The organism is Clostridium sp. (genome assembly GCF_029258205.1).
Lineage (GTDB): Bacteria > Bacillota > Clostridia > Clostridiales > Clostridiaceae > Sarcina.
The window spans coordinates 17,917-40,735 of the sequence record NZ_JARHZJ010000059.1 but is presented as its reverse complement, the minus strand read 5'-3'; the positions used below and the strand labels follow the sequence as shown (position 1 = coordinate 40,735).

General features: G+C 27.4%; 18 protein-coding genes and 1 pseudogene. 7 read left to right on the top strand and 12 right to left on the bottom strand.

The features are described from left to right. Positions 1-101: 101 nt before the first annotated feature. The 3 genes from Q1J60_RS07960 (at position 102) to Q1J60_RS07950 (ending at position 2,930) form a co-directional block, all read left to right on the top strand. Entirely contained in the window at positions 102-779 is a 678-nt protein-coding gene (locus Q1J60_RS07960) for a DUF624 domain-containing protein (RefSeq protein ID WP_300260545.1), read from the top strand. Positions 780-1,045: 266 nt separating this feature from the next. Continuing rightward, complete coding sequence (locus tag Q1J60_RS07955) at positions 1,046-2,383, top strand: lipid II:glycine glycyltransferase FemX (protein ID WP_300260543.1); 1,338 nt, start codon at positions 1,046-1,048, stop codon at positions 2,381-2,383. Positions 2,384-2,624: 241 nt separating this feature from the next. After that, positions 2,625-2,930 carry a PadR family transcriptional regulator gene (locus Q1J60_RS07950; protein ID WP_300260540.1) on the top strand — a complete coding sequence of 102 codons (306 nt, stop codon included), beginning with the start codon at positions 2,625-2,627 and terminating at the stop codon, positions 2,928-2,930. Positions 2,931-2,976: 46 nt separating this feature from the next. Here Q1J60_RS07950 and Q1J60_RS07945 read toward each other — a convergent pair whose 3' ends face one another. Continuing rightward, entirely contained in the window at positions 2,977-3,714 is a 738-nt protein-coding gene (locus Q1J60_RS07945; protein ID WP_300260537.1) for an amino acid ABC transporter ATP-binding protein, read from the bottom strand. Between the two features lie 16 nt (positions 3,715-3,730). Then, positions 3,731-5,239: an ABC transporter permease subunit gene (locus Q1J60_RS07940; RefSeq protein WP_300260534.1), complete on the bottom strand. Its 1,509-nt coding sequence runs from the start codon at positions 5,237-5,239 to the stop codon at positions 3,731-3,733. 171 nt (positions 5,240-5,410) lie between these two features. On the opposite strand from Q1J60_RS07940, the gene Q1J60_RS07935 reads away from it, so the two are divergent. Then, the gene (locus tag Q1J60_RS07935) at positions 5,411-6,190 is read left to right on the top strand and encodes an EFR1 family ferrodoxin (RefSeq protein ID WP_300260531.1); all 780 of its coding nucleotides are present in this window, start codon (positions 5,411-5,413) and stop codon (positions 6,188-6,190) included. 133 nt (positions 6,191-6,323) lie between these two features. On the opposite strand, the gene hepT is transcribed toward Q1J60_RS07935, so the two are convergent. The 6 genes from hepT to Q1J60_RS07905 form a co-directional block, all read right to left on the bottom strand. Then, entirely contained in the window at positions 6,324-6,740 is a 417-nt protein-coding gene (gene hepT / locus Q1J60_RS07930; protein WP_300260528.1) for a type VII toxin-antitoxin system HepT family RNase toxin, read from the bottom strand. Positions 6,741-7,379: 639 nt separating this feature from the next. Then, positions 7,380-8,582 carry a hypothetical protein gene (locus tag Q1J60_RS07925; RefSeq protein ID WP_300260526.1) on the bottom strand — a complete coding sequence of 401 codons (1,203 nt, stop codon included), beginning with the start codon at positions 8,580-8,582 and terminating at the stop codon, positions 7,380-7,382. Between the two features lie 118 nt (positions 8,583-8,700). Continuing rightward, positions 8,701-8,826 carry a response regulator gene (locus Q1J60_RS07920; protein ID WP_300260523.1) on the bottom strand — a complete coding sequence of 42 codons (126 nt, stop codon included), beginning with the start codon at positions 8,824-8,826 and terminating at the stop codon, positions 8,701-8,703. A gap of 201 nt (positions 8,827-9,027) precedes the next feature. After that, entirely contained in the window at positions 9,028-9,423 is a 396-nt protein-coding gene (locus Q1J60_RS07915) for a hypothetical protein (protein WP_300260520.1), read from the bottom strand. 110 nt (positions 9,424-9,533) lie between these two features. Then, positions 9,534-9,824, bottom strand: a complete 291-nt coding sequence (locus Q1J60_RS07910) for a DUF503 domain-containing protein (RefSeq protein WP_300260517.1) — start codon at positions 9,822-9,824, stop codon at positions 9,534-9,536. An 11-nt stretch (positions 9,825-9,835) separates the two neighbouring features. After that, entirely contained in the window at positions 9,836-11,593 is a 1,758-nt protein-coding gene (locus Q1J60_RS07905; RefSeq protein ID WP_300260514.1) for an SUV3 family DEAD/DEAH box RNA helicase, read from the bottom strand. A 262-nt stretch (positions 11,594-11,855) separates the two neighbouring features. Between Q1J60_RS07905 and Q1J60_RS07900 the strand changes: the two genes are divergently transcribed. Further along, positions 11,856-12,716, top strand: a complete 861-nt coding sequence (locus tag Q1J60_RS07900; RefSeq protein ID WP_300260512.1) for a 50S ribosomal protein L11 methyltransferase — start codon at positions 11,856-11,858, stop codon at positions 12,714-12,716. Between the two features lie 220 nt (positions 12,717-12,936). Here the strand turns inward: Q1J60_RS07900 and Q1J60_RS07895 are convergent, their stop codons facing one another. The 4 genes from Q1J60_RS07895 to Q1J60_RS07880 form a co-directional block, all read right to left on the bottom strand. Further along, positions 12,937-14,691, bottom strand: a complete 1,755-nt coding sequence (locus Q1J60_RS07895) for a S8 family peptidase (protein WP_300260509.1) — start codon at positions 14,689-14,691, stop codon at positions 12,937-12,939. Between the two features lies 1 nt (position 14,692). Then, positions 14,693-16,510 carry a S8 family peptidase gene (locus tag Q1J60_RS07890; protein ID WP_300260580.1) on the bottom strand — a complete coding sequence of 606 codons (1,818 nt, stop codon included), beginning with the start codon at positions 16,508-16,510 and terminating at the stop codon, positions 14,693-14,695. A 245-nt stretch (positions 16,511-16,755) separates the two neighbouring features. Further along, positions 16,756-19,380, bottom strand: coding sequence for an FAD-dependent oxidoreductase (locus tag Q1J60_RS07885; RefSeq protein ID WP_300260507.1), 2,625 nt, complete (start codon positions 19,378-19,380; stop codon positions 16,756-16,758). A gap of 142 nt (positions 19,381-19,522) precedes the next feature. Then, positions 19,523-20,539 carry a DMT family transporter gene (locus Q1J60_RS07880; RefSeq protein ID WP_300260504.1) on the bottom strand — a complete coding sequence of 339 codons (1,017 nt, stop codon included), beginning with the start codon at positions 20,537-20,539 and terminating at the stop codon, positions 19,523-19,525. 401 nt (positions 20,540-20,940) lie between these two features. On the opposite strand from Q1J60_RS07880, the gene Q1J60_RS07875 reads away from it, so the two are divergent. Then, positions 20,941-22,302 carry a sigma-54 interaction domain-containing protein gene (locus Q1J60_RS07875; protein WP_300260502.1) on the top strand — a complete coding sequence of 454 codons (1,362 nt, stop codon included), beginning with the start codon at positions 20,941-20,943 and terminating at the stop codon, positions 22,300-22,302. Positions 22,303-22,448: 146 nt separating this feature from the next. After that, positions 22,449-22,793, top strand: a pseudogene (locus Q1J60_RS07870) (winged helix-turn-helix transcriptional regulator). The last annotated feature ends 26 nt before the right edge of the window (positions 22,794-22,819 follow it).

Genomic DNA, 22,819 nt, shown 5'->3' with positions numbered 1-22,819 from the left:
TTTAAATTTTATGTATATTTAAATTGTTTTTACCTTCTACTTATCTTAAACTATAATTACAAATTAGTTAAACCATTACATTATTTTATGGAGTGATAAAAATGAGTGAATTTTTTAATCTTGAAAAACTGCTTACTTTTTTTAATTATATCTTTTGGTTTTTTATGCTTAATATATTTTTTTCCATATTAAATATACCTGTAATCTTGTTCTTCTTATTTGTAGGACTTAGTAATATAACAACTTACTTACCTTTATTTTTAGTTTCTCTAATTCCTTTTGGAGCAAGTTTTACAGCACTACTTTACTGTATGAGAAAATTAGTTAAATACAAGGATTTAGATTTATTTAGTGACTTTGTTAAAGGTTTAAAATATAATTGGAAACAATCTACCTTAATGTGGTGTGGAGAATTATTTTTAATATTCCTTTTAAGTTTTAACTTAAGAATATTTTCAACTGTTTACTACAATTTACCTTTTATTTGTTTATTTATACTATTAATGGTATTAACGCTATTAACTACAACATACATTTTTGTATTAATCTCAAGATTTTCTATGAGTTCAATGGATATTTTAAGAGCTAGTGTAATTTTAACATTTACTAAACCAGTAGTTTCTATTGGAAATATAATTATATTTTTATTTTCACTTATGCTATTTGAAATTAGCCCTGGAACAACGGTAATTTTTATAGCAAGCATAATATCTTATTTAATAATGTCTTTAAATAAAAATCTTTTAGAAACCTTAGAAACCAAGAGTTTAGAAGCTTAAAAAGATGTTATATCAAAATAACTTTTAATAAAACTTACAAATAGTATAAAGAGATAGACTATAATCTCCTAATAAATTTGTAAATTTTATTAGGAGCTTTTGATATAACATCTTTATTTTTTTACAAAACTTATGTAAAGCAGTAACATTCCTGTATAATAGCAATGTTACACTTGAACAGAAAATTATTTCATATTACAATATACTTATTATGTCTTAATGTATATATATGTTTAGAACTGATGAAGTTTAAGGAGGAAACTAAATTGTATAAATTTGTAGAAATAAATTCATCAGAAATTGATAAATTTAATGAATCTGATAGAAAGGGTCACATATTCCAAACATCTTATTGGGCTGAATTAAAAAAAGATTGGAATAAGAAATTTATAGCAGGTTACGATAATGATAATAATATTGTTATTACAGCTACTATACTTTTAAGAAAAGCACCATACATAAATAAATATATGGGATATATTCCTAGAAGTTTTACATGTGACTACAACAACAAAAAATTACTAATAGAATTTACTGAATATCTAAGAGAATTTGCTAAAAAGAATAATATAAGCTTTATAACAATAGATCCAGATATTCATTTAAAAGAAAATGAAGAGGCTCTTTCAGAAGGTACTGAAATAAAAAACTTTCTTAAGAGTTTAGGTTATAAAAACACAGATAGCAAAAACTTTGAAGCTATACAACCAAACTTTGTATTTAGACTTCCACTTCCAACTGAAGGAAATAAAATAGATATTAAGAAAGCTGTATTTAAAAAATTCTCTAGTAAAACTAGATATAATATAAAAGTTGCTGAGGAAAGAGGATTATCAGTTGAAGTTTATGATAAAGAAACTTTAAATGAAGATGTATTAGACAGATTCCATGAAATTATGGTTACAACTGGTAAGAGAGATAACTTCTTAGTAAGACATAGAGAATATTTTAAGGACATGATAGATTACTTATATCCACATTGTAGATTATACATGGTTAAGTATAGCTACGAAAATGACTTTAATAGATTATCAGAAAAATTAAACAAGCAAGAAGAGGCTAAAACTAAGGCTATTAATAAAATAGAAGAACTTAAAGTAAAGCTTGATGCTGAAACTGATGATGATAAGAAATCAAGAATTGAAAAGAAATTAAATGACCAAGATAAAAGACTTAAAGAAGCCGAAAGACAAATAGAAGGCTTTAAAAAGAAAATATCTGATATAGAACCTTTCAAGGGTCAAGAAATATACCTTTCTGGGTCAATATACTTATATTACGGAAACAAAGCATGGTATCTTTATGGTGCTTCAGAAAATATATTAAGAGATACAATGCCTAACTTTGCTATGCAATGGTCAATGATTTGTGATTCTATTGACTTAGGTTGTGATGTATATGACTTCAGAGGTGTTTCTGGAGACTTAAATCCTGAAAATCCATTATATGGACTTTATAAATTCAAAAAAGGATTTAACGGAAACTTCGTAGAATTTATAGGAGAATTTGATATTGTTGTTGATAATGGAATATACACACTTTATAAAAAAGCTTTCCCTCAATTCAAAAAAATAAGAAATGCTATAATGAATAAAAAACAATAAAAAGAGTGCATTTGCACTCTTTTTATTTAATATATTAGCTATTTATTAGAAATACCACTTAATATATTATCTTAACTAATCTAATCTCCTTAATTCATGATTTTGCATAAAATTTTCAACTTAATACCACATATTTAATCTTTTAATTTGAATGAATTAAATAGTATAATATAATAGAAAACATTGATAATAATCTATTTTCGATATTGTATTTATATATTGTTTTATAGGAGATGACCCCATGCAAGAAAAAGTTTTAAGAAAATTATTTTTAGGTTTTATACATATCCATATCTTACATCATGCTAAAGTTGAACCTTTTTTTGGTTCAAAAATGATTGAAGAACTTAGGGAACATGGATATTCTATGAGCCCAGGAACTCTATATCCAATACTTCATAATATGGAAAGAGATGGTTTACTATTAAGAAAAGATAGTTTAATAGATGGTAAAATAAGAAAATATTACAGTATCACAGATAATGGTAATGAGATATTGGAAGGTGCAAAAACTAAAGCTTTTGAATTATTTAAAGAAATAAAATAAAAAACTATAGTGGTATAACTAAAATTCATATACCACTATAGTTTTTTTAATTAACTATAAATCTTTCAAGAAACTGTTTTGTTCTTTCATTTTTAGGATTTTTAAAAATTTCCTCTGGAGTACCTTCTTCTAAAACTATTCCTCCATCCATAAATACAACTCTATCTGCTACATCTCTTGCAAAACTCATTTCATGTGTAACTATTATCATTGTTTTATGCTCCTTAGCTAATTCCTTTATAACAGCTAATACTTCTGATACTAACTCTGGATCTAAGGCTGATGTAGGTTCATCAAAAAGGGTAACATTTGGATTTACAGCCATAGCTCTTGCTATACTAACCCTTTGTTTTTGTCCTCCTGACAAGGTATTTGGATAATTATCCTTTTTATCAACCATACCTACCTTCTTTAAATTTTCTAAAGCAATTTCCTCTGCCTTTTTCTTATCAATTTTTTCTACTACAATCAATGCTTCCGTAACGTTTTGTAGAACTGTTTTATTATTGAATAAATTATAATGCTGAAATACCATTGCTGATTGTCTTCTTAAGTCATTAATTTCTTTTTTGCTTATTTTTTCAGCATTTACTTTCACATCACCAACTTGAATTTCTCCCTTATCTGGTGATTCTAAATAATTTAAACATCTCAAGAAAGTTGATTTACCTGAACCTGAAGGTCCTATTATAACAACTACCTCTCCTTGTTTAACTTCAATGTTAACATCTTTTAAAACTTCTAAATTTTTATAGCTCTTTTTAAGATTTTGAACCCTTATCATGACTTCCTCCTCCATCTTAATAAACTGAAAGTTTTTTCTCTAAAATCTTTTGTAAATAATTAAAGAAGCCTATGATTATCCAGTACATAATTGCAACTACTACATAACTTTCAAAGAATTTATAACTAGCTGCTGCCTCCATTTGAGCCTTAGCTAATAATTCTACAACTCCTAAAGTAAATGCTAATGAAGATCCTTTTACTGTATCTACAAATATATTACCTAAAGGAGGTATTGCTATTCTAAATGCTTGTGGTAAAACTACTCTTTTTAAAGCTTGAGCCCTTGTCATACCTAATGATAGACACGCTTCCATTTGCCCTTTATCTATAGCATCTATTGATGATCTTAATATTTCTGCTATGTAAGCTGATGCATTAAGACCTAGACCTATTAATGCCGCAGTAAATGCACTCATATTTTGAAGTGAAGGTATTACCTGTGGTACTCCAAAATAAAGTAAAAACAATTGTACTAAAAGAGGAGTACCTCTAAAGAATGATATATAAACCTCAGCTATTTGCTTTAGTACAGGAATTTTATAAACTCTTATCATTGCAAGAGCTATACCAACCATTAATCCTAATATCATACCAAATACTGATAAAGATATAGTTACATTAATAGCCTTTAATAACATAGGTATTAAATCTAATGAATACATGAAATCAAAACCTATACTATTATTTTTATTATTATCTATAATGTTATTGCTCTGTTCTTGGTTATTAGGAACACTAACATTCATTCCTAACCATTTTTCAGAAATAGACTTAAGAGCTCCATCTTTCTTCATTTCATCTAAAGCTTTATTAACATTTTGTAATATCTCTTTGCCTTTTTCATCCTTAACAAATGGATAGGCATTTTCTATTTTATCTATTGGTTCCCCAGCCAATTGTAAATTTAAATCTTTTTCTTTTATGGCAGCTATAGCTGACACCCTATCTATTACTACAGCATCTATTCTTCCAAGTAAAAGTTCATTAAAAGCAGCATCTGTATTTTGATAGGTTAATATTTTTATCTCATTATTTTTATCTTTATCCTTAACTATTTTCTCATAGTTACTTCCAAGATCAACTCCAACTTTTTTCCCCTTTAAATCATCAAAAGATTTAATTGAATCATTGCCTTTTTTAACTATTATTTGAGCCCCACTATATACATATGGTTCTGAAAAATAATACTTTTCTTCTCTTTCTGGAGTTATAGTTATTTGATTAGCTATTGTATTAACCTTTCCACTTTCAAGCATTCCAAATAATCCACTGAAAGAAGCTGTTTTAAACTCAACATCATATCCCAACCTCTTTCCTATTTCATTCCATACATCAACTTCAAACCCCTTAAGTTCTCCACCCTCTAAAAAAGTAAATGGATAATATGTTCCTGAAGTTGCTACTGTTATCTTTTCTTTATTAGTACTATTTTTTTGAATGTTATTACTATTAGTGCTACAACCAACTAATACCATCATTAAAATACTTATTGTTAGAAATAATAACATTAATTTTTTCTTCATTAGCTTAACCTCTTTCCATTTTAATATAGTTCAAATTATATTAATCCCCATCAAAATTGTCAACTTTGATTTTATTTGTTATTTAATTATATTTATCCTTTATATAGAAATTATGTATTTTTAATATTAAAATGAATATGATGAATTATTTTTTATAAGGATGGATGTTATATGAAAAAAAACTTAATATTTTATTTTTCAACCTCAGGTAATTCACTTTACATAGCTAAGGAAATAGCTAAGCATCTAAAGAATGCAGATATAATCTCCATAGTAGATGCTTTCTATAAAAAAGATTTCAAATATGAAGCACAAACAATAGGCTTTGTATATCCTATTTATGCCTCTGGACTTCCTCCTATGGTAAGTGAATTTATCTATAAATTGCAATTAAATAAAGATTCATATATTTTTGCAGCTGAATGTACTGGTGGTGGAAAAGGCATAACCTTCTCTATGATAAATGAATTGCTCTATACTAAGAACTTAAGTTTATCTAATGGCGAAAAGTTTTTACTTAACTCAAATTATATAAGAATTGGTAGAAATCCTAAGATAGGAGAAGATGCAAAAAAAGTAATTGATTCAAACAATTTCAAAATAGAAAATTTTGCTCTTTCAATACTAAATAGAGAATCTAAAGATTTAAAGGAAAAACATACTAGAATTAATTTGTTTTTATATAAACTTTGGAAAGATAGTTTTAAAAATAAAGATAAGAATTTTAATACCAATGAATTTTGTACTGCTTGTGGAATCTGTGCTAAAATCTGTCCAAATGAAAATATAGAAATTATAGATGAACGCCCTAAATGGAAAGGAAATTGTTGCGATTGTATGGGATGTATAAATAACTGTCCTCATAAGTGTATAAATATAGGAAATAAAACTAAAAAGAAGAATAGATATAAAAATCCGTATATATTAACCTCTGAGCTTCTTAGAAAGTAAGAAATAAATCTCTTAATATCCATATTGACTTCTAGATAAAGCTAAGAAAATTTCTTAATAAAGAATAAAAACTATAAAAAATTAAGTTACTTCTAACTCTGTCTAGAAATCAATATTCATTTTAAATATACTTTCATTTTAAATTATCTAAAGATTTTTTTATAGTTTTTAACTTTATTATTGTCTTTTTTAACTCATTAAATATGAATTCATCTTCTATAGAAGCATACATAAAGGTAAGTTTATCCTTTAAATTCACAAGCTCCATATACTCTTGAAATTTAAAATCTCTTATTATATTTTTTTCACTAAGAACTTTAAAAGTTTTTTCAATATTCTCTGGCATATCCCACCCATTAGAAACAACAGCATAGTTTGATAAATCTAAAACCGCTTCAATGGAACTTCTTAATAAGTACTTTGTACTATCAACATTTTTAAAGTCTTTTAAAAACTCCTCTTCTCCTAGTCTACTTAATATTTCTAACTTTTTAATATTTTCACAAATAAACTTTAAATCTTGATTTATTCTGTTCTTATCTACTGACATGTATTTCACCTACTCATTTGTATTTATTAAATATATTCTATATCATAAACCTAAAATTTATTTTATAAATAATTAATATTAAAACTTTCATCACCAAAATTTTTTATTAATCTATTTTTATTTTATCCACTATTTTAAGTGAGTATTGCTTTTAAAATAACTTTAAAAACAAAAAGGGATAAGTTGGTAAATAAACAACTTATCCCTTCTCTTAAATAAAAATACCTAATAATTTAAACAAACTCATGTAAATTAAATTACCTAATACCCTTATTTAAGATAAAACTCTAAGATTAATATAATCCATCAAAGAGCTTTTTTATTAGAATATTTAATGTTAGTTCAGTAAAGGTAATTATCTCTTCTGATTAAAATTAAATATTCTAAAATTTTAGTTACGCCACTTCCGTAAGAAAATTAATTCTTACCTTGCCATACACTAAAATTTTTAAAATGTAACTTTCGGCAGAAATCTTTATTTAGCAATACATATTATGATAAATCAATTATTATGTATGTAGAACCTAAATAAATTCAACTCAATCCATTTAAGTAAAGGCTTATTATGAATGAAGTTTAAGTTATCTCCTCCACGTTACATTATTATATTGTCCTTTTTATCAATTTATATACATATATTTATTGATTAAATTCTAAAATTTTTAAATTATATATTTTATCCCTTTTGCATTCAGCTATTATTAAATTTTTCCCATAATCACTCCAAGTAAATTGAGGTAAATACTCATTATTTTCAGTCTCAAAATCGTAAACATTTACTGTTCCTTCTGGTTTTCCATCCCTTAAGAAAGTAACCCTAACTTCCTTTTTATTATTATCATTTGATATAGAAAAAATTTTATTTTTACTTGGTGATATCATATCCCTTAACCCTAATCTATCTGGATATTCATTTTTAAAAAGCTCATAAAAAACTTTTTCTCTTAAATTTATACTTCTTATATATTCTCCATCTTCTTTACCAACCTGCATCAAAAGATTTTCCTCACTTAAATTGTACCTATCATAATAAGAATCATAATTATTATTTAAAATTTTTTCTTCCTTCACTTTCTTTTTCTTTAAATCTGCACTATAAATTTTACTTGGATACTGACTTCCCCACTCTTCAGTTCCAGTTAAATAAACCTTATTATCTACAATTCCTATAATACTTTCAACATGTTGATTTTTTGAAAGTTTTACACTTTCCCAAATTTCTTCATTAAAATTATACCATCTTAGTTCCTTATATCTACTATGATCCTCTGAAAACCAATTTATTTTTCCTGGGTTTCTCCTAATAAAAAAGAAAATTTTATCTTTAACTATCCTACTATGACTATATTCTCCATAAGTTTTTTTAGCCATATCATCCTTATTAAATTTGTCTAAATCAACTTTAAAATCTTTATTATATGCTAAATCAAAAAACTTCCCTTTTCCACATCCTAAATCCTCATATCTATAACCATTAATATATTCTCTTTCATCTATATCCTCTTTTATACTTTCATCTTTTAAATTATCACACTTTATTTTTTTAGCTTCGCCCTTTTCAAATACTATTTGATACTTGTCCACAACTTTATAATCATCATTTCTTTTTTGCAAATATAATTTTTTATCACTAATAAGTAATTCACCTGAAAAGTCATCATCATCTCCTACCTTAAAATTTAATTCATTTTTAATGTTAAATTCAGTATTATTAAATTCTTTCGTAGCTTCATAATTTATAAATTTACTAGTAGTATTTTCTTTAAAAAACATAACTAAAACAATTAATGTTATTATGGATAAGCTAAATAAAACTCCACCTAAAATCTCTCTTTTTTTCATAAAATCCCCTCACAAACTTTACTGATTTAACTCTAAAACTTTTATATTTAATATTTTTATACTACCTTTTTCTCCTATGATTAAATCATCATTGCTCCATAAAATATGTTGTGTTGGATCAAAAACCCCCTATTTCCAGCCTTCCTTTGTCAATACATCTAACTTTAAATCCTTCTTTCATAAAGTAGTATCTTAAAATATTTTGTATATCTGGTTCATCCTCAATTATTATTTTTTCTTCCACATCCTTCCTACCTCCCCACATAGTTAAATTAATTTTACTACATTTTTCAAATTGAATTGTTATAAACTCTTTAACAAAATAAAAAAAGGCGTGTATCAAATAAATTTTAAAAACTTAAAAAGCATTCTCTTTATATTATTTGTAAGTTTTTTTATTAGGTTTTGATACAAGCCTATTTTTTTAAATTTAATTTTAATCCTTTTATTGATATATTACTCCATCAATATTAGATAATATATCATCAATTTGATAATCATTTATATTTACATCTATATTTCTACATCTTAATTTTGCTATTAATTCATTTTTTTCATCTTCAAATATTGATGATTGCTGAATACTAGCTATAAGTTCTTCTAGCTTATATAAAATACATAAACCTTCATATGTTCCTAAAGCTACACATATATTCTCTGTTGATTTCCACTCTGTCATATCATATTCTGAATAATCTACTTTATCGCAATAAGAAGTTATTTTTTCTTGATAATATCTGTTTATGTATGCCTGTGCCATATCACTTTCTTCAAAGCCTACTACACTTCCGTCAGGCATAACTAAAATATAGTTATTTTCTGGTGCTTCGTATGTATTCATACTAATCGCCTCCTACGCTTGTTTATTTTATTTTAGTTTTCCCTCACCTAAAAGCCTTATACTTATATAGTTTTGGAATATACTTTTCCATTTTCAACAAACACAATCAATTATTTAAATATATAGTTATCACTTTCTATGTCTATAATTTCTGCATCTGTATTTTCTTCTACAAAATCTATTAGATTCTCTAAGGTTGAATCAACTTGCTTTTGATCTCCGCAAACAGCAGAAATTCCTATAACTATAATCTGATGAATATCTTGCTTCCCAACTTCTCCTACAGAAACATTAAATTTATTTTTTAATTTTTGAACTATGCTTTTAACCACCATTCTTTTTTCTTTTAAAGAATGTACCCATGATGCTCTTAAAGTTACTTTTAAATTTAAAACTTTCATAAAATCACCTATTAAATTCTCATAAGAATATTGTTTATTTCTTCACTTACAGTAAGCCTTTCATTTTCAATCCACTCTAAGTCAAAATTTAAATTAAATCTTTTACTAAAAGAATAATACATATTTACCATTTGATAATAAGTTTCTAAGTCGTATAAAGTTCCTGAGTAACATTTAGGTTTAAATAGTTCTTCTTGATCATTTATAAATAGTTGATCAACAAAATTTAAAAATTGATTCATTAAGTCATCTTTAGATATATCAAAAGGAATTTTTAAAAGCTCCCATTGAATTTCTTCAAGAAGTTTATATGATTTTAATCTTTCTAATATTATTAGATATTCACTTATATCCATTTTTCTATAGTATGGAACTTCACATTTCTTTGTACTCCATAAAGCTAATTTTTCATTTAAAGGAAGATTGTCAATTTCTAATATTGCATCTGAAGGTCCTAAAACTGCTCTTTTTATACTAATATCCTCTTCCTCTAATCTCTCTTCAATAAATTCCTTATTATCTCTATAAGTAGCCACATATCCAGTATCATATATGCCTTTTCTTCCTGCTCTTCCTGCAATTTGTTTAACCTCTTGAGAAGTCAATTCTCTCATTTGTTCCCCATCAAACTTACTTATTGATAAGAAAATAATTCTCTTTATAGGAAGATTTACCCCCATTCCAATGGCATCAGTTGTTATTAAAATTTTATTTTTTCCAGTTATAAATTCTTCATACTGTTTTTTTCTAACCTCTGGTGGTAAATCTCCATAAATTATGGAGCATTTAATTCCCATCTGTGAATACTGCTCAGCCATTTGAAGAACTTTTTTCTTTGAAAATAAAACTAAAGCATCTCCCTCTTGAACATTTTTAGGATGAAAACTTTCATCTTCTATAATAAGTGGAATATCTCTATGATATTCTATAATCTCATAGTCATCTCCACAGTCTTTTATAATTTCTTTTAATATATTCTTAGCATTAAAGGCTCCACATATATGTATTTCAGTACAATATAAACCAAGTAAAGCTCTAGTCCAAGCATAACCTCTTTGTGAATCATCTATCATTTGAATTTCATCTATAACTGCCACATCATATCTTTCATGTATATTAGCCTTTTCTATGGTACACGATACATGTGTTGCATCTTCAAATAATATTTCTTCTTCCCCAGTAAGAAGATTACATTTAATTCCCTCATTATTTAATCTTTCAAAGTTCTCTAAAGCTAAAATTCTAAGTGGAGATAAATATACTCCTTTTCTAACTTCTTTAAGCCTTTGCATAGCAGTATAGGTTTTTCCAGTATTAGTTTCTCCTAAGTGCAAATAGAACTTTCTTTTAAGTCTCCTTGTATGAATATATTCATCCTTTGGATTTGCTGGAAACTTTTCATCAAATTCCTTGGATATTAATTCTGGAATATGATGTTTTACAAGAAGAGTCATAATTCCTGAATTAAGAAATACATTGTAATTATTTCTTAAAACTTCGTAAAAATCAAAATTAGTATCATTTTTCTTATTATAATTCTCTAGAATTCCCTTTCCTACCTCTTCCAATAATTCTTCATATCTATCATAAAGAGCCTCATATCCTTTTAGTCCCTGATCTTTCATCTCTTTTAATTGCAATATTTTTTTTCTTAAGGTTGTTTCATGTTCAAAAAGTGCTCCTGCTTTTGAATGTCTTACTATGTTTTCTATTTGATTTATTTGACCTGATAATTTTTTATACTCTCTTTGAGCTGCATTTTTTTTCATTAAAATTCCTCCAAGTTAAAATTATATAATCATTTAACCTATATATTCTCATTGTAATCTTTTTCTATAAATATCTCAAACAGTTAAAATTTTTCTCTTCATTTTCTTATTTTCTTCAAAATATATTTTAATATTAGTCCCTTTATAAAACTAAATTTTTATTTTACAGGAAGCTTAATCTTAAATAAAATTTCTCAATACTTCTAATATGCTATAATCTTTATATACATAATTAAAACTTAATATAAGGAGATACAAATATATGTTTATACTTACTTATAAAATATCCAAAGAACTTGTTGATGAAAAAATAGAATTACTTCAAATCAATGATATATTTAATGTTTATTATGAGTCTCCACTAGACATAACAACAGATATGTTTGGATATGGATATAAAGAAAAAGAAAATGTTATTGTTGATTTAAAAGTTGCCTTCGACGGTACTCTAGAAGACTTTGAAAACTTTAAATCTCAAGTTTCTTCACTACTTAAAGAAACTCCTTCTTCAATAGATAAAGTAAAAAATGAATTTGAAGAGTTTTATATTGATCCAATTCATTTAAATGATCAATGGGTTTTATGTGCCCCAACTGATAACTTTGAAAATAAAAAAGAAATTTTCTTTACACCTCAAGGTGCCTTTGGAACTGGATTACACGAAACTACTCAAGACATATTAAAATTCATAGTTGAAGAAGATTTTGAAGGAAAATCTCTTCTTGATTTAGGAACAGGTTCTGGAATACTTTCTATAGCTGCTGGTGTAAAAGGAGCTTCAAGAATAGTAGCAGTAGATATAAGAGATGTGGAAGATGAAGTTCTTTTAAATGCTTCTTTAAATGAACTAGAAAACATAGAAGTAGTAGTTAGAAATGTTCTTGATGAAGAATATAAATTAGATGAAAAATTTGATTGGATATTTATAAATATTGGAGGAGAAGAAACTGCAATGTTTATGGATTTTATTGAAGAACACATAGAAAAGACTGGAAAACTTTTAGTTTCAGGCTTAGTTGAATGGAGCTTTGATTGGGTTAAAGAAAAAGTTGAGAATAAAGGCTTCAAATTAAGAAAAAAATTCCAAACCAATGAATGGTGTACTGCAATATTCTCAAAATAACATAACTAAATTTAAAGAAATTAGATAGTTTTTGTTTTACAGAAAATTATCTGCTATCCTAATTTAGATTATTAATAATTTTCAGATAGATTTATATTAATATCTATCTGAAAATTATTATGAATCAAGCTAAATCTATGAGATACTACATTGCATTTTTTATTTTCTCTTCTCTATGATAATAAATTTTTAAAACTTAACTTTATAAACTAAAAATAACTTAATTAGTGAGATTAAACATATTAAATATATCAACTATTCCATATCCCCACTCTGGATTTGGATAGGTATCACCTTTTCTCTTTCTTGTTCCTCTTGCAATAAATGCTTTTAAAGTTTGAGAAAACATATATGGATAATTTCCTTGAACTATTCCCCATTGGAAAAGCAAAAGGCAAATTCCAGCCACTATAGCAGATGAAACACTTGTTCCATTTGCAAGTGTTGTCTTATTATTTGGAGCAATAGTAAGTGCATTTCTTCCTCCTGCTGCAACATCTATTATATCGATATAATTATCTTCAAATGCTCTTCCAGAGTAATTTAATAAGGTATTATTTAATTGATTATATGCTGCTACAGTTATTACTGAAGAACTAGTTCCTGGAATAGTTAAAGTTCCATATGGGTCAGCAGGTATCATCCTAGTTGTTTCTTTACTTATTCCTCTTGGTGGTAACCATATATCATATCTTCCTTCTATTTCTTTTAGTCCTCTAAACTTAAAACTCCATGTCCCAGGTTGAACATTATCTAATATGACCACTATCAAAGAATCTTCATATATTTCTTCAGGTATATAATAACTTATTAATACTGATGTACGTTCAATTGTAAAATCATACCTAGTTCCTTTTCCAAAAAACGGTTGAATTATTCCTGTTGTTCCTCCTGTTGGTGAATTTATCTCTATAGAAGCAATACTAGGTATTTGTATCCAAATTTCAATAATAATCTTTTTTTGATTTTTATCTATATTGAATTCGTGAGTAGTTACTTGTCCATCAGGCTTTATAATTCCAGATCCATGTAATAAAGCTGCTCCTTCATTACCAGCTCCAGTAACAACTGCAATTCCTCTACTTATTAGTATAGAATCTAAAAACTCTTCTAAAATACTTGTCCCATTATGACTTCCTCTATTAGTTCCTAAAGGTAAATATATAATCATACTTTTAGATCCCTTTAAGAAATATGAATATAAAAACTGTATTCCAGTAAATAATTCAGTAATATTATAAACAGGTATATTTATATCATATTCTTTTTTATAATAAAGTGCTTGGGATAGTTTTACAACCAAAAACTTACAATCAGGTGCAACTCCCTTTAAATTAGGATTTTTTCCTGATGCTCCAATTATTCCAGCCATTGATGTACCATGACCAATTTCATCCCTTGATGGAACTATTGTGTAAGGATCTCCACCATCTCTACTTAATCTTATTGCTCTATTTATATCATCTTCCGAATAAAAGGTTCCATAAGGCAAATTATCATTAACTGCGTTATTATTTAGAATTGTTTGATCCCAAATCCCTAAAATTCTTGTATTTCCATTAGAATCCATTAACTCTTCATTCAAGTAATCTATTCCAGTATCTAAAATTCCAACAATTACTCCTCTTCCTGTTAAATTAAAGTATGACTCTATTTGAACATATTCAATATTAGCTGCCTCTAAAGGACTTATTTCCTGAAGAACATACCCTTCTGGATTCTTTATATAAGTAATGCTCTCAATTTCTACGTCTTTTCCATTTTCTTTTTTATATTTAATCATAGATGTATCATTTTCATATTCCTGCAAGTTTTTATCAATAGTTATTATGGCATATCTATTATTAATTAATGTTACAAATATTCCTTCTTTATCAATAAACTCACCTATAATATCACCTTGATATTGAACTAAATAATTTATATAATTTTCATTGTTAAACACGCTTTCTGGAGCTGAAGACTTAAATTCCATTCTATTCTCCTCCATAATAATAAGATGAAGGTACACTAACAAATAACCTTCCACAATAATATTCAGTATACGATTTATCTATGCTATTTCTATAAGGGGCTAATGGTACTGCTATTATATTTTTAAATATCTCATAAAAATCTAAGTATCCATAGCCAGTATCTTCATTAGGATATGTTTGTCCTTTAGTTCTAGTAGCACCATATATTAAATAACTTCTTAGCTTACTAGAATTCATTGTTCTATCATTTCTGTTTATAATTCCCCATTGAAATAATAAAGCACATACTCCCACAACTATTGCTGTTGCTGGAGAGCTTCCTGACATTTTTACTACTCTATTATCAGGAGATATTGTCAAAATATCTTTTCCTGCAGTAATTATATCTGGGTTTATCCATCCATTAACATTAAATCCCTTGCCAGATTCAGCTAGCAAAGACTGAGTTTGACTATTATAATATCCAACAGTTATTATATATCTAGCAGTAGATGGAACCATCAATGTATTTAATGGATTAGGTCTAAGAAACTTTGTATTTTCAGGCAATAAAGACCTAGGAGCTAACCATATATCATATCTTCCATTAGTTATATAATCGCCCCTTAACTCAAAAGTCCATATTCCAGGTTTAATATCTTTAAATTCTATAAAAATAAGTTCATTTCCCGTAAATGTGTCAGGAACATAATAGTTAATATTAACACTAGTATCAGTTAATATAAATTTAAATGATCTTTCTAGAGAAATTTTAGCATCTATAAATGAAGATTCTTCTCCACTAGGAGACATTATATTTAAGGATACTATATTAGGTCTTTGAATCCAAAAAGTTAAAGTAAAATTTTTTATTTCTCTCGGGATTACTAATTCAACTTTTTCAGTACTGTTTTCACTTTCTATTATTCCAGATGAATGTCCTTCTGCTCCACCTTCATTCCCTACACCAGCTACTACCGCTACTCCTCTTATTGACCCAATTGTAGTTAAATATCTAGAAAAAAGGCCTCTTCCATCATGACTTGCCTCAGTACATCCTATTGCTAAACAAATTACTAATGGCCTATTGAGATTTAAAGCAAAATTTTTAAGGTATTCTACTCCAGCTAAAATTTCAGCCTCATTATAAACAGGAACATCTTCTATTCCATTTTCTTTAAACTCTTTTTCATAACTAAGAGATTTTAATAGCTTTACAATAGCAAAATCACAATTAGGTGCAATTCCTTTAATAAGTCTATTAAATCCCCTAGCTCCTATTATACTAGCCAGCTTAGTTCCATGCCCTATTTCATCTACACTATCAACAATATCATACGGATTTCCTCCATCCATATTACTTTTAATAGCACTATTTATATCTTCATTTGTAAATATAGATCCTACATAAACTGAATCACTACGCTTTTTTGTACTCTTTTGATCCCAAATAGTAAGTATTCTAGATGTATCATCTTCCCTCATAAATTCTTTATTCAGATAATCTATTCCAGTATCAACTATACCAACTATTACTTCACTTCCGTCAAGACCTAAATAAGTATTATTTATCACTGTTGGTATATTATCAACTTCTTGTGGTGATATTTCTTGTAAAACATATGGTACTCTTGTTTGTATATAAACAATTGATGGAACATCCTTTCTTAGCTGTTTTAAGTACTGTGGAGGAGTTGAAATAACCCCTAATGTATCAGTAATTACATCTCCACAAGCATATGATACCTTATCTAATTCTTCTTTTAAATTTCCTCTATATTCAACTAAATAATCAGGAGAATCTTCACTTAAAAAATTTGGACATTGTACTGATTCTATGACTTATCACCTCTTTAATTTAACTCTTATTTTAATTTACTCTATAATTTAAATAATGTTACAAATAATATCTTTACTTTCGCTAATAGTAGCTTAGCTTTAAATTCAGTGTTGATAACTATTATTCCCTTATATTAATTACTAAAAATAACTTCTACTATTCTCCATAAAATGCAAAAACACATAAATAGTAATAAAACTATTTATGTGTTTTGTATTTAGGTTACTAATAATATTCTAAAAAACTATTTTTTAAATTTATTTAATCTTTCTTTAGTTTCTAATCTATTAGCCCACATTTCTTCTTCTGATTTATATCCTCTTTTTTTAGCTTGGTCTTTAGTATATTTTGGTCCAAACATAAGATCTAAAATGTGTATTGAATCTTTACCAGCAGCTTCCATAGTTCCTCTACATGAACCACAATAAGTTACTATACTATCTTGGTTAAAATCATTAGCTCTTCTAGTATATACTCTCTCGTATAACTCTGGGTTTGAGCTACATACCATTCCCCCAACACCACAACATCTAGTGTTTTTACCGTTTCTTTCAACTTCTTCCCAATTGTATCCTAACTGGTCTAAAATCCATCTTACACTTTCATGGTGTGAAGTTACATCTCTAGTTACACATGAATCATGTATATTAAATATAACGTCTGAACCTTCTCCTATTCCTTTAGCCTCTGCTGGAATTCCTATTAAATCTCTCATTAAATCCCAGTAAGCTATAACTCTTTGATTCTTAGCTGTTTCACTAAACACTTTGTAACATGATGGACAAACAGTTATTATAACTTCAGCTCCCATTTCATCTAATATATCTGTAGCCTTTTTATTTCTTTCTTCATATTTTTCTTCTTCTCCAATTAAGTAAGTTACCTTACCACAACATTGAAGTAATGCACCAACATTTTCTTCTCCTAAAGAATCCTTTAAGTGTCTTAAAACACTTTCTACTCCACTTGGAGTATAAGCTGGTACTGTACATCCTGGTACAAATACATACTTAGTTTTCTTCTTAGCTTTTTTCTCTTCTTTCATCTCTTTTTTCACTTCCTCAACTGGAACTGCTTCAACTGTTGTACAGTATTCTTCTGCACACTCTTTTTCTTGAGTAGCATCACTTGCTTTTAATGCTTCTAATGGTGCTAATCCACCATTTTCTTCAGAGAATGCTTCTTTCATAGCTCTAAAGTTAACCTTTAAATCTAACTCTTTTGGACATTTTAATGTACATTGGTTACATTCATTACATGAATATGCTATCATCTTATCCATGTTTTCATAACCTTTTTCTAAATACTCTCTGAATAAAGCTTTTGGACAATCTGTGTAGTCATTAAGCATTATACACTCCTTCATACAAAGCTTACATTGACATTGTCTACATCTATCTGCTTCTCTTAAAGCTTCTTCTTTTGTATATCCTAAAGCAACTTCATCAAATGATTTTATTCTCTCTGCTGGATCTAATTCTTCCATATCTTCTCTCTTACCAGTTATTGTTGACCAATCAGTTGGCATTTGTAACTTAGTTTCATAAGTCCAAGTATCCTTTAACTCTCTGCCTTCTGTTAAGCTTTCTCCATTTAAAAATCTTATAACAGATTGAGCAGCTCTTCTACCAGTAGCCATAGCTTGGATAACTATTACTGATTCACCTGAAGCATCTCCTGCTATAAATACTTTCTCATTTGAAGATGATTGTAATGTTTCTTTATCACATTCAAATGTAGTGTTTGGTCTTTGAACTAGTATGTCTTTAGCAAATTCTCCCTCAACACCTTGACCTATAGCAAATACTATTGTGTCTACTTCTATTTCACTTGTATCTTCATTATCAAATTTTGGAGAAAATCTTCCATTCTCGTCAAACATTGAAAGACATTTTTTTAATGTTACTCCTGAAACTCTTCCATTCTCATCAATATGTATATTTTTTATAGCTTGGGCATGATTGAATTTTATTCCTTCTGCTATAGCACCTTCTATTTCGTGATTTGATGATGCCATGTTATCAAAGCTATCTTCTAAACATATTGAGTAAACTTTCTCAACACCATTTATTCTTAATGAAGTTCTAGCACAGTCCATAGCAACATCTCCGCCACCTACTACCAATACTACTTTGCCAGCCTTTTCTACATTTCCAGTTAAAGATGCTTCTTTTAAATATCCAGCAGCACTAAATATACCTTCAGCGTCGAAGTTTTCTAAACTTCTATCAACTCTTCCTTGATGCTTACCTACAGCAACAACCACACTATCAAAGTCATCAATAATATCACTAAGCTCTACATCTTTTCCTATTTCACAATTTAATTCAAAGTTAACACCTAACTTATCTAAATAACTTATCTCGTGCTCTAATCCTGTTCTTGGTAATCTATAAGCCGGAATACCAACTCTCATCATACCACCTCTAACAGGTAGTTTTTCAAATACTGTAACTTCGCATCCTTCTTTTCTTAAATCTAAAGCTGCTTGTAATCCTGAAGGGCCAGCACCTATAACAGCAACTTTTTTACCATTACTATTTTTTACTGAAAGATCCCAATTCTCTTCTTTATCAAAGTTATCTGCTGCATATCTTTTTAATGAAGCTATTGCCATTGGACTTTTTCCTTCATTCCATTTACATTGCTTTTCACATGGATGTGCACATATTCTTCCTAATGTTCCTGGTATGAATAATTTTTCTCTTATAACTTTTATAGCTTCTTCGCCTTTTTCTTCTTTTATTAATCTAACGTATTCTTTAACGTCAGTATGCATAGGACAAGTTGCAACACAAGCTGCTGTTTCTTCTCCCATACAATTTTCAACTATCTTCTCCATATTAGCTACGATTTCTTTTTTTAACATTGCCATTCCTCCTATATCGTACTAACTTTCATCTTATGATGTTTTGTTAAAAATTCTTCAAACTCTATATATTAATCAAAGGGGTAGAATTTAATAAAAATTAAAATTCTACACCCTTATTGATCTCTATTAATTATTATGTTTATTTATTTTCTTTTTTTCTAAATGTTTTTGGATCTATTGCAAATATAAATACACCTAAAACTATTACTATTCCCCATATTGCTAATGATGGAGTTATTTTATCTCCAAATAATAATGCACTGAATATTATTGTCCATAATGCTGCTGTACTATTTAATGCAGTACCCATTGCTGCTCCTATTAAATCAACAGCTTTATACCATGAAAGATAAGTTATAGCTCCTAATATAGCAATTCCAGCATACTTAAATACTAATCCTCTTGAAACTATTTGACCTGCTAGTGGATATCCACCTATAAATGGTAATACTATCACTGCATATGAAACCATTGAAATAAAATATCTTAAACATAAAAATTGTTGTGGTGATGCTTGTATATGATCTTCACCTTTTATATGCTTCATAGCAAATCCTATGATAACCCCTTCTAAAGCCCATCCAAATACAGCTACTACTGCAAATAATATACCTTTAAAGAAAGTTGGTGGTACATTACCTGAAGGATTAAATCCTAACATGAATGATCCTAATAAACTAACTGCTATACCTATTACTGCTCTTAGTGATAATTTTTCTTTAAGTATAAAGTATGATAATATCGCTCCTACTCCAGGATAAATAACTGAAATACTTGATGCATATGGTGCTGTAGCATATTTAATACCTAATAAGTAAGCACTCATACCTATTGGTGAACCAACTAAAGCTGCTAAAGCCGCTGCTTTACCTTTTTTAGTTTTAAATAGTAAATGGAATACATGTTTAAATTGTTTTCCAAATATTAAAACTAATGCAACCCAAACAAAACAAAAACTTTCGTGGAAGAATGCAGTTACTAATGGTGAGAACTCAAAACTTATTTCTGAAACACCTTGTGCTAAAGCAAAGGCTTTGTCTGTAAATATTTTATCCATACCTACTCTTCCCATTAATACTCCATCAAGTCCCCAAGCAAGACCAACTAAAATACCAAACATAAGACCTTTTTGAAACTTTCTTTTGTTTACTTCCATAATTAAATTCCTTTCTTAATTTGTTATAAATTTCACTTTTAAAATCCCAATCATTTTATCAAGCATTTTATATTACAGCAATTTTCATGCCAAATTTATTACTATGGCTGAAAGTATTGAGTTTGTTAATTTTTTATTTATTTAAAATACTTTTCTTATGCTTAACAGTAACTATTTTGCTCATATTTCTGTATTTTTTTTGAGCACCGTCATCTTTTTTAACACTTTTTATATTCCATTTTCTTTATTGTTTGCCATATTTTTATCAATTACTTTTAATTTTATATTTTAAATTAATATGTTAAAATTAATTTCAACTAATATTTTAATATTATTTCAGTAATCATTGCATAAAATCCAAATAAGTTAGTAATAATTTATTTGAAAAAGGAGTTTTTATTATGAATATAAATTTGGAAAAACTATTTTTGTTAGAAAATTTAACAAATAACATTCCACTTGGATTAATTCTTATATCCTCAGAAAATAAAATAGATTTTATTAATAAAAAAGCTGAATGTTTTTTACATAGTAAATCTAAAGCAACTGAAAATATAAACATATTTTCAGTTTTCCCTCACTTAAACCAATTTATTAATAATTCAACTTCAAAAAAGAACAATCAAAAAGATAAACTTATAACATCTTTAGATGGTAATAAGTATAACCTTGACATTTGTCCTATAAATAATGGAGATATATTTATAGGTTGGCTTTTAATACTAAAAGACTTAAAAGAGATAATAAGTACCGTAAACAAATACTCTAACCAAGAAGCTGCTTACACATTTGATGATATAATAGGTGAAAGTCCACAGTTAAAAAAAGTATTAAGAGATGCTGAACTAATTTCAAAAAGTCCATCAACTGTTCTTATTACTGGTGAAAGTGGTTGTGGTAAAGAATTACTTGCTCAATCAATACATAATGCTAGCAATGTGTCAAACGGTCCTTTTATTGCATTGAATTGTGGTGCTATACCTAAAACTTTAATAGAAAGTGAACTTTTTGGTTATGAAGAAGCCTCATTTACAGGTTCTAAAAAAGGTGGAAAACCTGGTAAATTTGAATTAGCAGATGGTGGAACTATATTTTTAGATGAAATATGCGAAATGCCAATAGAGATGCAAGTAACACTTCTTAGAGTTATTCAAGAAGGAGTAATAACAAGAATAGGTGGAAAGACTCAAATACCTATAAACGTAAGAATTATAGCTGCTACAAATAAAAATTTAAAAGAAGAAATAAAAAAAGGAACTTTTAGAGAAGATTTGTACTATAGGTTAAATGTAATGCCTCTTCATCTTCCTCCTTTAAAGGATAGATTAGGAGATGTTCCTATCTTAATAAACTATTTTTTACATATAAAAAGTCAAAAATTGCATAAAGATATTCCTCACATAAATCAAAAACTCTATAAAAAAATGATTTCTTATTGTTGGCCTGGTAATATAAGAGAGCTTGAAAATTGTGTTGAAAATATAGTAAATCTAAATGGTTCTACTTCTTACGAAATTAATTTTGATGAATGTCATTGTCTTAAAACTGATAATTTAGGTAATCCTATTAAACCTAACGAATCAAATTCAACTGAAAGTTATGATGAAAATCTAATTAAACCATTAGTAATTTTAGAAAAAGAAGCTATAGAAAAAGCTTTATATACCTTTGATGGAAACATAACTAAAGCTTCTAATGCCCTTGGAATCAGTAGAAATGCTTTGTATAATAAAATTAAAAGATATGGCATAAATAAAGCTTAAAGTTATTCATATATTTTATAATTTATATCTTCTCTTTTATATTCTAAATTATAATTTTAATACAAAATAATTATTTATATAATATAATTTAAAAGTTAATTTTATTTGTTATAATATAATATATGATTTTATTAAGGAGTGATTTAATGCCAGCAGATAGAACTAATAAGGTTAGTTGTCATAATTATAGATGCGAGATAGAAGTAACATTAGAAGTTATAGGTGGTAAGTGAAAGTCACTTATAATTTGGACTCTTGGATTACACGATGTTATTAGATTTAATCAATTCAAAACTCTAATACCAGAAATCAGCCAAAAAATGTTAACTCAGCAACTAAGAGATCTAGAAAAAAATAAATTAGTATCCAGAAAAATATATAACCAAGTTCCGCCAATGGTAGAATACTCACTTACTGATATGGGTAAAAAACTACTTCCAATATTAAAGGAAATGGATATATGGGGAAAAGATTTCGTAAAAATGTTTTAAAAACTAAGACTTATAAATATGTTTAA